General features: G+C 59.6%; 14 protein-coding genes. 4 read left to right on the top strand and 10 right to left on the bottom strand.

Annotated features, from left to right (window positions below; genetic code table 11):
- Window positions 1–47 precede the first annotated feature (47 nt).
- The 6 genes from fdh3B to GOW16_RS07030 all read right to left on the bottom strand — a co-directional run bounded on the left by fdh3B (window position 48) and on the right by GOW16_RS07030 (window position 5,651).
- Window positions 48–641, bottom strand: a complete 594-nt coding sequence (gene fdh3B, locus GOW16_RS07005) for a formate dehydrogenase FDH3 subunit beta (protein WP_058273836.1) — start codon at window positions 639–641, stop codon at window positions 48–50.
- Between the two features lie 11 nt (window positions 642–652).
- A complete protein-coding gene (locus tag GOW16_RS07010; RefSeq protein WP_170412379.1) occupies window positions 653–3,547 on the bottom strand; it encodes a formate dehydrogenase subunit alpha in 2,895 nt (964 codons plus the stop codon).
- Between the two features lie 104 nt (window positions 3,548–3,651).
- Window positions 3,652–3,840, bottom strand: coding sequence for a ubiquinol-cytochrome c reductase iron-sulfur subunit N-terminal domain-containing protein (locus GOW16_RS07015; RefSeq protein ID WP_170412382.1), 189 nt, complete (start codon window positions 3,838–3,840; stop codon window positions 3,652–3,654).
- A 59-nt stretch (window positions 3,841–3,899) separates the two neighbouring features.
- The gene (locus tag GOW16_RS07020; RefSeq protein WP_170412385.1) at window positions 3,900–4,511 is read right to left on the bottom strand and encodes a TorD/DmsD family molecular chaperone; all 612 of its coding nucleotides are present in this window, start codon (window positions 4,509–4,511) and stop codon (window positions 3,900–3,902) included.
- A gap of 4 nt (window positions 4,512–4,515) precedes the next feature.
- On the bottom strand, window positions 4,516–5,100 hold the full coding sequence (locus GOW16_RS07025; RefSeq protein WP_170412388.1) for a DUF3306 domain-containing protein: 585 nt from the start codon (window positions 5,098–5,100) through the stop codon (window positions 4,516–4,518).
- On the bottom strand, window positions 5,097–5,651 hold the full coding sequence (locus GOW16_RS07030; RefSeq protein WP_170412390.1) for a DUF3305 domain-containing protein: 555 nt from the start codon (window positions 5,649–5,651) through the stop codon (window positions 5,097–5,099). Before GOW16_RS07030 ends, GOW16_RS07025 begins: the two co-directional genes overlap by 4 nt.
- Before the next feature lie 263 nt (window positions 5,652–5,914).
- On the opposite strand from GOW16_RS07030, the gene GOW16_RS07035 reads away from it, so the two are divergent.
- The gene (locus GOW16_RS07035; RefSeq protein ID WP_170412393.1) at window positions 5,915–7,867 is read left to right on the top strand and encodes a 4Fe-4S binding protein; all 1,953 of its coding nucleotides are present in this window, start codon (window positions 5,915–5,917) and stop codon (window positions 7,865–7,867) included.
- Here GOW16_RS07035 and GOW16_RS07040 read toward each other — a convergent pair.
- A complete protein-coding gene (locus tag GOW16_RS07040) occupies window positions 7,861–8,697 on the bottom strand; it encodes a hypothetical protein (RefSeq protein ID WP_368039875.1) in 837 nt (278 codons plus the stop codon). The genes GOW16_RS07035 and GOW16_RS07040 overlap by 7 nt on opposite strands.
- Window positions 8,698–8,721: 24 nt before the next feature.
- Between GOW16_RS07040 and GOW16_RS07045 the strand changes: the two genes are divergently transcribed.
- Genes GOW16_RS07045 through GOW16_RS07055 form a run of 3 tightly spaced genes read left to right on the top strand, consistent with a single transcriptional unit; the run spans window position 8,722 to window position 10,954 of the window.
- Window positions 8,722–9,783, top strand: a complete 1,062-nt coding sequence (locus tag GOW16_RS07045; RefSeq protein ID WP_170412396.1) for an Mrp/NBP35 family ATP-binding protein — start codon at window positions 8,722–8,724, stop codon at window positions 9,781–9,783.
- On the top strand, window positions 9,780–10,478 hold the full coding sequence (locus GOW16_RS07050) for a biotin/lipoate--protein ligase family protein (RefSeq protein ID WP_170412398.1): 699 nt from the start codon (window positions 9,780–9,782) through the stop codon (window positions 10,476–10,478). The genes GOW16_RS07045 and GOW16_RS07050 overlap by 4 nt, the downstream gene beginning before the upstream one ends.
- Window positions 10,475–10,954 (top strand): DUF6505 family protein, encoded by a 480-nt coding sequence (locus tag GOW16_RS07055; protein WP_170412399.1) that lies wholly within the window; start codon window positions 10,475–10,477, stop codon window positions 10,952–10,954. The genes GOW16_RS07050 and GOW16_RS07055 overlap by 4 nt, the downstream gene beginning before the upstream one ends.
- A 3-nt stretch (window positions 10,955–10,957) precedes the next feature.
- Here GOW16_RS07055 and GOW16_RS07060 read toward each other — a convergent pair whose 3' ends face one another.
- The 3 genes from GOW16_RS07060 to GOW16_RS07070 form a co-directional block, all read right to left on the bottom strand.
- The gene (locus tag GOW16_RS07060; RefSeq protein ID WP_170413359.1) at window positions 10,958–11,458 is read right to left on the bottom strand and encodes a flavin reductase family protein; all 501 of its coding nucleotides are present in this window, start codon (window positions 11,456–11,458) and stop codon (window positions 10,958–10,960) included.
- Window positions 11,459–11,545: 87 nt separating this feature from the next.
- Window positions 11,546–12,958 (bottom strand): 3'-5' exonuclease, encoded by a 1,413-nt coding sequence (locus GOW16_RS07065; RefSeq protein WP_170412402.1) that lies wholly within the window; start codon window positions 12,956–12,958, stop codon window positions 11,546–11,548.
- Between the two features lies 1 nt (window position 12,959).
- The gene (locus GOW16_RS07070; protein WP_170412405.1) at window positions 12,960–13,478 is read right to left on the bottom strand and encodes a hypothetical protein; all 519 of its coding nucleotides are present in this window, start codon (window positions 13,476–13,478) and stop codon (window positions 12,960–12,962) included.
- Window positions 13,479–13,496 lie beyond the last annotated feature (18 nt).

Below are 13,496 nucleotides of genomic sequence, written 5' to 3' on the forward strand. Positions count from 1 at the left end.
AGACGACCCACTGCTGCGGGTCGCCTGGTTGGTTCATGAAAACGGTGTTACCCGTCTTTCTGGTCGTAGGCCGTGCCCCAACCCCATGCGCCCGAGCCAAACCCGCGCGCCACGACACGCTCACGGTAGATGGCGGACACTACGTCACCGTCACCGGCGAGCAGGGCCTTGGTGGAACACATCTCGGCGCAGATGGGCAGCTTGCCCTCGGCGATCCGGTTGCGACCGTACTTTGCGAACTCTGCGGTCGAGTTGTTTTCTTCGGGACCACCGGCGCAGAAGGTACATTTGTCCATCTTGCCGCGCGATCCGAAGTTGCCCGCCTGCGGGTATTGCGGCGCGCCAAAGGGGCACGCGTAGAAGCAATAGCCGCAGCCAATGCACAGGTCCTTGGAGTGCAGGACGACTCCTTCTTCGTTCTGATAGAAGCAGTCGACCGGGCACACCGCCATGCAAGGCGCGTCTGAGCAATGCATACAGGCCACCGAGATCGAGCGTTCGCCCGGGTTGCCGTCATTGATCGTCACCACCCTGCGGCGGTTGATGCCCCACGGCACCTCGTGCTCGTTCTTACACGCGGTGACGCAGGCGTTGCACTCGATGCAGCGTTCAGCGTCGCAGAGAAACTTTGCTCTAGCCATTTTCGTTCTCCTTACGCTGCCGAGATCTTGCAGAGAGTACACTTGGACTCCTGCATCTGGGTCACTGAATCATAGCCATAGGTCTGAGCGGTGTTCGAGCTTTCACCCAACACATATGGATCCGCACCGGCAGGGTATTTGTGCCGCAAATCCTCGCCCTGGAAATGGCCGCCAAAGTGGAACGGCATGAAGGCCACGCCGGCACCGACCCTGTTGGTCAGCATCGCCATCACCTTGACCTTGCCGCCCTCAGGACCTTCGACCCAGACCTGTGATCCGTCACGAATACCAAGGTTGTTAGCATCGCGCGGATTGATCTCGACGAACATGTCCTGCTGCAGTTCGGCCAGCCACGGGTTCGACCGGCTTTCCTCTCCGCCGCCTTCATATTCGACCAGACGACCAGACGTGAGGATTATCGGGTAATCCTTTGAAAAGTCGTTCTTTTGGATCGAGGCGTAAAGGGTAGGCAGGCGATAGGCCTGTCGGTCCTCGTAGGTCGGATAATCCTCCACCAGATCGCGCCGCGGTGTATAAAGCGGTTCGCGATGCAGTGGGATCGGATCCGGGAAGGTCCAGACGACCGCGCGGGCCTTTGCGTTCCCGAAGGGCGCACAGCCATGCTCGATCGCGACCCGCTGGATACCGCCCGAAAGGTCGGTTTTCCAGTTGGTCTCTGGTCCCGCAACGGCGTCGATAGCCGCGCGTTCCTCAGCCGTCAGATCACCGTCCCAGCCAAGGTCCATCAGCATCTGCATCGTGAATTCAGGGTATCCATCCTGAATTTCCGACCCGACACTATAGACCCCTTCGGCCAGCAGGTTGTCGCCGTCACGCTCTACGCCAAAGCGGGCACGGAAGGTCAGGCCACCTTCGGCCACCGGTTTAGACATATCATAGAGGTTTGGTGTCCCTGTATGACCCATCTCTGCCGTGCCCCAGCAGGGCCAGGGCAGACCATAGTACTCGCCGTCGTTCGGGCCACCGATTGCCTGCAGCGTGGTTCTGTCGAACGTGTGCTGGTTGGCCATGTGGCTTTTCAGACGTTCCGGTGACTGACCGGTGTAACCGATGGTCCAGAGGCCCGAGTTGAACTCACGCGTGATGCTTTCAACATTCGGTGTTTCCGGGTCGTCCATTTCGATATTACGGAAGAACCGATCCGCCCATCCAAACTTGTTGGCGAACTTGGCCATGATGACCTCGTCCGGCAGGCTTTCGAACAGCGGTTCCACCACTTTGTCACGCCACTGCAGCGAGCGGTTCGAGGCCGTGACCGAGCCACGGGTTTCGAACTGCGTACAGGCTGGCAGCAGATAAACGCCATCGGCGCGGTCATGCAGAACGGCGGAAACTGTGGGATACGGGTCGATCACGACCAGCATGTCCAGCTTCTCCATCGCCGTCTTCATTTCTGTCATCCGGGTCTGTGAGTTGGGCGCGTGGCCCCACAGCACCATGGCGCGGACGTTGTTGTCCTGATCCATGTTCGCGGGATCTTCCAGAACACCGTCGATCCAGCGGGAGACCGGGATGCCGCGTTCGTTCTGAAGCGGTTTGTCCTTGCCTTCCTTGTCCTTGATCGTGGCGAACTGGCCAGCGAGCCATTCCGGTTCTTCACCCCAGACACGTGCCCAGTGACCCCATGCACCTTTTGATAGGCCATAGTAGCCGGGCAGGGTATGGGACAGAACACCAAGGTCCGTCGCGCCCTGCACATTGTCATGGCCGCGGAAGATGTTGGTGCCACCACCCGAGGTGCCCATGTTGCCAAGCGCAAGCTGCAACACGCAGTAGGCGCGGGTGTTGTTGTTACCATTGGTGTGCTGCGTACCGCCCATGCACCAGATCACCGTACCGGGACGGTTGTTGGCCATGGTGCGCGCAACACGCTTCAGCTGTGAACCGGGGGTGCCGGTGACGCGCTCGACCTCATCCGGGGTCCACTTGGCAACCTCTTCACGGATCTGGTCCATACCCCAGACACGGGTGCGGATGAACTCTTTGTCTTCCCATCCGTTGTCGAAGATGTGCCACAGGATGCCCCAGACAAGCGCAACGTCTGTGCCCGGGCGGAAACGGACATATTCATCCGCATGCGCCGCAGTGCGCGTAAAGCGCGGGTCGCAGACGATCAGCGGCGCGTTGTTCTGCTCTTTCGCGCGTAGAACGTGCAGTAGCGAGACGGGGTGCGCCTCGGCCGGGTTGCCACCGATGATGAAGATGGCGCGTGAGTTATGGATGTCGTTGTACGAATTGGTCATGGCGCCGTAGCCCCATGTGTTCGCAACACCCGCAACCGTGGTTGAGTGGCAGATACGGGCCTGATGGTCCACGTTGTTCGTACCCCAATAGGCGGCGAACTTGCGGAACAGGTAGGCCTGTTCGTTATTATGCTTGGCCGAGCCCAGCCAGTACACGCTGTCCGGCCCGGATTCCTCGCGAATGCTCATCATGCCGTCGCCGATCTCGTTGATCGCCTCTTCCCAGCTGATGCGCTTCCACTCTCCGCCTTCCTTCTTCATCGGATACTTGAGGCGGCGTTCGCCATGGGCGTGCTCGCGGACCGAGGCCCCCTTGGCGCAGTGCGCTCCCAGATTAAACGGGCTGTCCCAACCGGGTTCCTGCCCGATCCAGACACCGTTCTGCACCTCGGCGACGACCGTACAGCCAACCGAGCAGTGGGTGCATATGGATTTGATGTTTTCGACGGCCTGATTGGCCGCTGTCTGGGCACTGGCTGGCGTCACGGTTCCACCCGTGGCGCTGATCGCGGCGAGGCCGCCGATCGTCAGGCCCGAGCCACGCAGGAATGCGCGGCGATCGACGGTTTTCTCGCCGACCTGGGACAGGATACTTGTCCGCTGGGGGCGTCTCGCAACCCCGTTGGTCTTTTTCCTAAGCATTTCGTTCCTCCCTTGCGCGCCGTGTAAGCCACGGCTGGCTTGGTACTGCTGATGCCGACGTCAGGGCCATTCGCAACCGTCAGTCGGGTGTGACCTCGTCCGGGTTAGAACCGGGCGCTGTCGAGGTAGGCGCGTGTATGCGCAGTGTCCTGAATGCGGGTTTCGTCCGTCGGAAGCTCAGCTGCCTCGGCCTTTCCGCTCAGGCTGGCGGCGGCGACTGCAGCGGGGGCTGCGGTTCCGGCCAGTTTGAGGAAGTCGCGGCGCGTTGCACCTTCTTCCTTTTTCTTGCTCATGGGGTTCTCCTCTCCCATTTGCGATCTAGCGCCTTTGCGTGCGCTGGCGAGTGGCGGGCTTACGCCGCCGTCATTCGGAAGGCTTCACGCTCAATCTCCATGAAGACCCGACCGGCAGTGCCGATCGAGGCATAGAGGACCGAGCTTTCGGCACCTTCCAAATCCGAATAGAAATGTGCGGCCCAAGGGCCGATATGCTTGTTCCAGAATGTTTTCTGACCTTCCAGCGAGGCCGGTGTACCGAAACGACCAACGATCATTCCGGCCATCATCTCCATCAAAGAGGCGATATTGTCCTCGGGTTCGAAAACGTTCTGAGCTCGGGTAATGCCACGCATCGCCATGTCATTGCGCAGCTGTGCCAGAGGTTTCTCGTTCAGAAAGCCAGTGAGGTAGAAACTGGCATAGGGCAGCAGCTCACCGCGCCCCAGCCCGATGAACAACGCGTTGAATTCGCGCTCCGCAGCGGCGGGTTTCGTGACCTTCGAAACGCGGGCCATCGCCTGAATGGCCTGTCCCAGATCGGTGTCGTCGCCTGTCAGACCGGACACCTGGTCCAGCAACATCTGATCCGGCGGGGCCGACAGAAGCAGCCCCAGAAAGTTGTAGAAATCCGCGCGCATGCGATCCTCGGCCGAGACATCCATTTGTTGCGCTTCGCTTGCGGTCATAGAGTTATCCTTCGAATACAAATTTCATGCGGCGCGGGGCAGGGGGGATCTCTGCATCCTCTGACGTGTCCGGTTCTATTTCAGCTTCGACCATCATCACGGGCTCTGGCGCGGGCTCTATGGGTGCCACGGGTTCATCCTGCGGTTCATCCATTTCGGGCGCTTTCGCCGCCTCGGTATCTTCGGCTTCAGCAGCCAGTGCTTCGACATGGGCGAGCATGCCTTTGCCGACCTGATAGGCAGTCTGAATGTTTTCGATCACGCAGGCCGCGTCGGTATAATCTTCGCCATAGTCCACAAGCCCATCGACATTGGCCAAAACCGGGTTCAGTCGCCACAGCCTCCGCAGTGCGCGACGTCGCAAACGGTCGGGTACTGCTTTGGCCATGAAACCCGAAACATCATCACCCGCCTGCAGTTCGTCAGGGTCGGGCAAGTTGAACTCGGCCAGAATCTCGGCGTCGGATTTCTCCTCCAGCTCGGCCTGCTGGACGGCTAGGGCCTGTTCTTCAACCGCAATGACTTCGGCCTCGGCTTCCGCTTGCACCGCCGCTTTGCGGCGGGACCAGAAATCGCGAGCTTCGGTCATTGCACGATCCTTCTTGGGGCGCGATAGACGTCTGACTCTTGCCGGATACGTGCGTCCCCCTTGCCGTCCTCGACCAGGTCGATCCGCTTTTTGTCCCGGCGGCGCTTAACGAAGACCTCGTCGCTGTGATGTTCCAAAGCAAAGTCGCGCACCCAGGCGATCAAACCTTCGGTCATCGGGATTTTCTCAACAATCTCCTCGCCGGTATCCGCGTAGTCCTGACCTTCGAAAGGCGACGCGGTGACAAGGACTGCATCCATCGGCCTTTCACCATCCAACGCATCACGAAGCACAAGGTAGATTGAAGGCTGGCCGTCCGACAGGTTCACCATATAAGCCTCAGTCTCGTCCGCCCACAAAGTCAGGGGCAGGGTGGCTGCATGGTACTCCACAGCCTCGCCTTCGCGCCGCATTTCATGCCAGTCCGCAGGCCCGGCACCGGGCAGCACAGCGACGGCGCGCCAGTTCCATTTCGCCCAGCGGGTTACACCGGGTGTTTTGCGCACGACGACGCCGATTGGCATTTCGATCTGGCTTGCGGCCTTGGCCACGGGCTCCTCCCCGGAAGGCTCTCCCCTGCCTTCCCACGGGTCCACTATGGTACACAAAGCGCTTAGGTGCCAAGCCCGCGCCCTACGACCTTAGTCGTAATTGCCGATAGCAAAACAGTGATCCCGGTAAACAGATGCCTTTGTTTGTTGAAAAGAAAGGGGTTTCAGGGGCCGAATGCCCTGCCATCCCAAAGGGTTTACATTGAAGCAACAGGGATACAGCCTACGATGAGATGAGGCGGAGATTTATCCGGGGGAGGATCATGGGCACCAAACTACTGTTGTGCGATTGCGCAGGGTCTCAACCTCTGAATGCCGACAAGATCAGTTCGGCTTGTGAGGTGGAATGCTCCAAGGTCCACACCGCACTCTGTACGCGTGAGCTGGAAATAGCGGCTGCCGCCTTGCAGCAGGGTGATACCATCATTGCCTGCGGGCAAGAGCAGGAGGTGTTTCAGGCCCTGGCGGACGAACTGAATGTGGACGCCTTGGGCTTTGTCGATCTTCGTGACAGGGCCGGGTGGTCTGATGAGGGGGCGGACGCTGCTCCGAAAATGGCCGCTTTGGCCGCCGAGGCACTGTTGCCGCAACCGGTGACGCCCAGCGTAGACGTCTTTAGCGAAGGCACTTGCCTGATCCTTGGACCGGGCGATGTCGCATTCGCACTTGCTGAACGACTGGCAGGTACTCTTGCGGTGACAGTGCTGGTCACAGATGAAACCGAGCCAATGTCGCGCGCGTTTGACGTGGTGCGTGGTCGCATCAAAACGCTTGATGGAGCGCTAGGTGGGTTCACCCTGCGACTCGACGCATTCCAGCAACTAGAGCCCGGTGGGCGTGGGGCTTTTGCGTGGACCGAGACACGTGACGGGGCGCAATCGGGTTGCGACATCGTTCTGGACCTGACAGGGGACACGCCATTGGTTCAGGCCCCGGCCAAGCGCGAAGGGTATCTGCGCGCAGATCCCAAAGATTCACTGTCTGTCGAACGGTTGGTGTTTGAAGCGGCTCAGTTGGTTGGCACGTTTGAAAAACCGCTTTACGTGCGGATGGAAGAAACTCTGTGCGCCCATTCTCGTGCTGAGCAGATTGCTTGTACGAACTGTCTGGATATCTGCCCGACCGGGGCAATCACGCCCGCCGGTGAGCATGTGGAAATCGACCCGATGATCTGCGCCGGGTGCGGTGAATGCGCGGCGGTTTGCCCGTCAACGGCCATCACTTACGAGGACCCTCCGGTTTCCGCATTACTGTCGAGGGTGCATATCTTGGCGCGTACCTATCGGCGGGCCGGCGGTGTTGCACCGCGCTTGTTGATCCATGATGCCCACGGGGCCGAGATGATCCGGCTAAGCGCCCGCTTTGGCCGTGGATTGCCTGCGGATGTGATCCCGCTGGAGTTGAGCGTCATCTCGGGCTTTGGCCATGCCGAGATGCTGGCCGCGTTGGCGCATGGATTCGCCCGCGTGGACGTGTTGCTTGCCCCAACAACCGAACGGGATGCTCTGGACCGTGAACTTACGTTGGCGCAGGCAATAGCGGGGTCGGGCGCTCTCGGGTTGTTGGATGAAACCGACCCGGATGCGCTGTCGGATGTCCTTTATGCACAAGAGGTCTCGCAACCATTGGCCGATCCGGTTCTGCCGTTGGGGAACCGCAGACAGATTGCCCGCTTGGCAGCGCAGGCCTTGAACCCACAGGCCGAAGCCCCGCTGCCCTTGCCGGATAACGCACCCTATGGCGCGGTCGCGGTGAATACGGATGCCTGCACCTTGTGCCTCAGCTGTGTGTCGCTGTGCCCATCGGGTGCATTGATCGACAACCCGGACAAGCCGCAATTGAATTTTCAACAGGATGCCTGTCTGCAATGCGGGCTGTGCAAAGGCATCTGCCCAGAAGACGCGATTGCTCTTGTCCCACAGCTTGACCTAAGCGATGCGGCCCTGTCCCAGCAGGTGCTGAACGAAGAGGAACCGTTTGCTTGTGTAGAATGCGGGGCACTGTTCGGAGTTAAGTCCACCGTGGAACGGATCATGGACAAGCTCGCGGGTACGCATCCGATGTTTGCAACCTCGGACAAGGCACGGATGATACAGATGTGCGACAATTGCCGTGTGAACGCGCAGTTTCAGCAACAGGACAATCCGTTTCAATCCGCACCAAAACCCCGCGTCGTTACGACCGAGGATTACTTCTCAAAACGAAAGGATCACTGAAGCTGTAAGGGCGCACCCAAATCTGCCGCGGTAATGACCGAGACAAAAGCTAGGATGGCTTCCAGATCATCCAGCGTCATTTCGACCGGGTATATGGGCGACGGGCGCTGTGGATCAAACGGTGGGGTCAGCCCGTCAATCTGCGTGAACGCGGGGTGCGGGTTGAGGGCAAAGAACGCCTCGAATCTCTCCGACCAGTCCGGCATGGCGCGCAGCAACGCGAAAGAGGGCGTCGAGCCCAGGCCATTCATCCGGTTTTTGGGTCCGATCACATGGCACCGACCGCAATGGGTCATCGACAATTCCTCGCCGCGCAATGTATCACCGTCGATCACCGTTTCGGTTTCCACAGCTGCGATATCAAAGCTGGCCGAGAAGGGCGTTCCTTGCTCTGGTGCAAAACTCTCTACCGTCCGCTTGCCAATATCGGACAGCAACCAGTCACGGAACCGTTCATGTTTGGCGTCTTCGCCGATCCGGAGGTGATAGATCACACCATCGCGCGCAAAGACAGGATCACCCGGAGGGGCAGTTTCCAGCACCAAAACGCCCGCATCATCCGCAATAACCCGTATCCCGGTCTTGAGAGAAAAGCGAGGAAGGATATGTTGCAGCAGACCAGAGTCAGTGACCTCGTCCGGGGCGGCAAGACCAATCGCCTCTTGCGACCAAGAGGGGGTGGCAGAGAGCGTCAGGCTCAGGCACAAGAGGACAAAGCGCATGCCGCAGCCTAACGGCCCGGCACCAAATGCGTCAAATGAACTGAATGAGACGGAGACACGTGCAATGAACGGCAACCGCAGCTTGTCGATACCCAGAGCCCAGACCACCGGGTTCCAAAAGGAGAATGAAGCATGAGTGTTCGTGACGCGGTTCTGGCGAACCTGAGAAAGATCACCGACCCCGTTTCCGGACAGGACATCGTCAGCGCCGGCGTTGTCCGCGCGCTGAACGTCGAAGGCGACACAGTACGCTTTGTGCTGGAGATCGACCCCAAGCAGGCCGAGCGCATGGAGCCCGTCCGCGCCGCTGCCGAACAAGCCGCGCAGATGGTTGAGGGTGTCGACAAGGTATCTGCCATGCTGACCGCGCATTCCGAAAAAGCGCCGCCGGATCTGAAGCCCAAGCCGAAGCCATCACAGACCGGACCACAGGCCGTGCCAGGTGTCGACAGGATCATAGCTGTCGCTTCGGGTAAGGGCGGTGTCGGTAAATCGACAGTATCGGCAAACCTCGCCTGTGCCTTGGCGGCCGAAGGGCGACGTGTCGGCCTGTTGGACGCCGACGTCTATGGACCGTCGCAACCCCGGATGCTGGGTGTCTCGGGCCGTCCGGCGAGTCCCGACGGCAAAACCATCCTGCCATTGCGCAACCACGGCGTTACCATGATGTCGATGGGCCTGATGACCAATGAAGGACAGGCCGTTGTCTGGCGCGGCCCAATGCTGATGGGCGCGTTGCAACAGATGATGGGTCAGGTGCAATGGGGCGCGTTGGACGTGCTGATCGTCGACCTGCCGCCCGGCACCGGTGACGTGCAGCTGACGCTGAGCCAGAAGTTCCAGGTGGATGGGGCCATCGTTGTGTCTACCCCGCAGGACGTCGCCCTGATCGACGCCCGCAAGGGGATCGACATGTTCAACCAGCTCAAGACGCCCATCGTTGGGATGATCGAAAACATGTCGACGCATATCTGCTCGAACTGCGGCCATGAAGAGCATGTGTTCGGCCATGGCGGCGTGAAGTCCGAGGCCGAGACGCTGGGCGTTCCCTTGCTGGGTGAAATCCCGCTGCATCTGGATATTCGTGTTGCCGCCGATGGCGGTGCGCCCATCGTGGTCAGCAAACCCGACAGCCCTCAGGCCGAGGCGTTCCGCAGAATCGCGCGCGATATGATTGCCAAGGGCAAAGCATGAACGAGCCGGTCTTTCCCCCTCTGCTAACGGGCCACCCGGTGCAGGGTGGGGAAGACCCGTTCGAGCGCGCTCAGGCTATGGCCGCGCTGGGCTGTGATGCAGGTACCGTGGTCCATAACATTCAAGCCGATCGTCTGCGCGTGGCCATCGTTTTCGCACCCGAGGTTTCCTTACGCGATGCGATGGCGATGTTGCCTCTGTGCGCGGTTGGATTTCAGAACGCGCTGGGCGCGCTGGCCCCGCCCGAGGTCGCGGTACATCTGGGCTGGGATGGGTTGATTTGTGTGAACGGGGCCAAATGCGGAATGTTCCGCGTGGCGGCATCGGATACAGACCCCGAAGCGGAACCGGATTGGCTGATCGTCGGATGGGATTTGGCGCTGCTGCAGACCAGCGAGGCGCCCGGCGAAAACCCGGACGTCACTGCGCTGTACGACGAAGGATGTGCCGATGTCTCGGCGACGCAGCTGGTTGAAAGCTGGTCGCGGCACATGCTGACATGGCTGAACCGCTGGCAGGAGGAGGGCAATGCCCCAGTGCACGGCGAATGGATGGGCCTGCTGCGCGGCGTAGGAGAGCCCATTGGCGAAACAGGCGTGTTTCTGGGAACGGATGAACGGTTCGGGATGCTGATCCGCCACGGTTCAGACACGCAGCTTCGCCCGCTGACGGAATTGTTGGAGAACGGACAATGAAACTGGCCCGCGCAATCCATTTCGACGAAAGCGACATGAATGTGTTTCATTCTCCGGCCCGAACCGGTGAATGGTGCATTTCCGGCGGTTTTGAGTTTTCCAATTGGAGCGAGGGCGACCTTGAAGGCAAGGCGCGTCAGGCTTTTGCGAATGGCTGGTTAGGTGTTGAAACCTTTGGGCGCGTGACATTTGTCGCGGTCACTCAGGTGGAACAGGCCGAGCTTGATCAGATCGCGCGGAACCTTTCGGAACACTTTGTGCAGTTCTATGGCGCCCCGTCGGTTGAGGCTGCCATGGACGTTGCGCAGGCCGAAATCGCCCATATGTCCGAGCTGTGTGATGAGCATAACCCGAATACGCTACTGACCGTTTCGCGTGAACTGTCCGACGCCGGAGTGCGTGAGGCTTTCCGTGTGATCACGCCGCAAGAAACTCAGCTTGAAGCTCTGGCCGTTCACGGGTCGCTGGACGAATAGCGATCAGATCAGGTCCGCAAAACCGCCAAACTGGCCGCGCTTGAAGATCAGGCCCTTGCCGGTGCGGTGCATGACCTTTTGAACTTCGCCAACAATGATCAGGTGATCGCCTGCGTCGTGACGCGCGTGCAACTGGCAGTCGAACCGGGCCAGACACTCAGACAATAGGGGCCGACCCGCCGGGTCCTGTGTCCATTCGGCATGGGAAAAGTCCTTGCCATCGCGTGCAAAGCGCAAGGCACGATCCTGCTGATCCTGTGCCATGACGTGGATCGAGTAGTGCAGGCTGGCGTTGAAATCATCGAACCGGTTGGACTCTTTGGCCAGGCACCATAAGACAAGTGGCGGGTCCAAGGATACCGACGCGAAGGAATTGACGGTGATGGCCCGGGGACCCTGTTCGGTATTTGTGGTGATCACCGTCACGCCGGTTCCGAAACACCCCAACGCTTCGCGGAAAGCGATGCTTTGATCCGGGGTTGGGGTAAAGTGTTTTTCCGTCATTGCGCGTTCATCCCGTGGCCGCGCCTCAGGTGCCACGGCGCGCCGGGTTTGTCCATGATAAGCTGCGCTCATCTGGTGTATTTCTGGCTAGTTCAAGTCTTCCAATAGGCGACCGTGTTGGCGCGTTGCCCCAACAACGAGGCCAAAGGTTGTCATTCCACGTGCCTGCAGCATCGGTAGCATTTTGACCAGCGCTTCGGCGGTTGCGACGGCATCGCCCAGAGCTGTATGGCGCAGATGGTCGGGGATGGTGATATCCAAGCGTTCGCACAGGGCATCCAGAGTGTGCTTATCACTTGCCCCGAACAGCACGGCGGATAACAGCACCGTGTCCAGAATGGGGTGATCCCATTCGACATTCATGCGTTTGGCGTGCCGCCGCAAAAACGCCATGTCAAACGGCGCGTTATGGGCCACGATCACCGCGTCGCGGGCAAACTGATGCAGCACGCGCCCCGCCTCGGCTATGCCCGGCGCGCCCTGAACCATATGATCGCTGATCTTGTGCACCTTGGTCGAGGCCGGCGGGATCGGGATGCCGGGATCAACCAGCATGTCCAGTTGCTCTCCGTCCACGATCCGCCCGTTGACAACCCGAACAGCCCCGATCTGAACGATTTCGTCCTTGTGCGGCAGCAGTCCGGTGGTTTCGGTGTCAAACACGACAAAGCACAAGTCCTGCAAGGCAAGGTTGTCGATGGCCTCGTCCGTTGAGGTGTTCAACAAATCGAAGTCATAGACCAAGGGTCGCGCAGCCTCGGGCGCGATGTTTGCAGCACTATCCTCAAAAATCAGCATATACCCGGGGGCGCCGCCCAGGGGTTTCATGCGCGCCCTGTAACTCTGGGCGCCATCAACACTGGTCAGTGTACAGGCGACCTCCAGTCCGGTCTTCACCAATTTGGCATGAGCTTCTTCCAGCGGATCAGACTTCAGGTATTCCAGCAACGAAGCATTCAGCCGGGGATGCGCGATCTGTGCAAGCACCTCGGCAGCCTGACCATCATACAAAACGATCTTGTGGGTGGGGCTGGCCAATAACATCGCCACCGGGATCTCGGTCAGAAGGGCCGTAAGACGTTGCTTTTCTGCCGCCAGATGCGCGGTCTCCTCGGCCACGGCTTGGGCGACGTCCAAGGTTTTACCGGACAGCTGGTCAGCCAATCCGGCCGCTGCTGGCGCCAGATCACCCAGATATCGCGCTGCTTGTGTGTCCAATTCAGTGCTGACCCCGGCATGCGCGCGCGCCCTGAGTTGAGCAGATATCCGTTCGATTGGCTTGGCGACATTGTCGTCGAATAATAGCCAAACTGCTGCAATCAAAGCCAGAAAGCCAAAACCCATCAGAATCTCGGCGAAAATAAAGGCATCGAGCAGATCAGAATCCGCGACGCGCCGATAGCTGATCCACAGCGCCAGGGAACTGACGGCCAGAGCGCCAAGGGCCAGCAAGCAGAAGAACAGGAAAATCCGCAGACGCAAGCTTAACCGGTTCAGCATGTTACACTCCGCAGGTTGCCTCGACGATCGGGTCGTTCGCGGTGACGTCAATCCAGTCGGCGTTCAGCAACCGGCCGTCATCCGCGAATTGCGCCCCGTCTGCAAGGTTGGCGCGGCTGAACTCTTTGCAGTTGACGACTACTGGTAGCTTCGAAACAGGAGCCCAGCGACCAAAGAGGTACAGCTCTACCAGTCGCTGTTCGGGAACCTGTTCGTTGGTGCGAACGGAACCGGCATCGATTGCGGCAAATCGATCGACGAAGGGCACGGCATAGGTCCATGGGCGATAGAAGGCGCGGCTTTCAACCTCTTGTATGACGGTCATGCCATCGGGAAGGGTATCGCGCGTGCGGTCATACCAGGAATACTCGCTGGTGATCGTCATAGCGATCATACCCAGACCAGCGGCCACAGGTGTCATCCAGCGGGGCAGGCGGCCACCGGTCAGTTTGTTCAGCACCATTATGATGCCCGCAAATGCAAATCCTGCAAATATGGTGCCGATCAGTTCCAGAAACATGTGTCTCTCCGTATGTCT

Origin of the sequence: Ruegeria atlantica, from assembly GCF_013033965.1 — a bacterium.
Classification (GTDB): domain Bacteria; phylum Pseudomonadota; class Alphaproteobacteria; order Rhodobacterales; family Rhodobacteraceae; genus Ruegeria; species Ruegeria atlantica_D.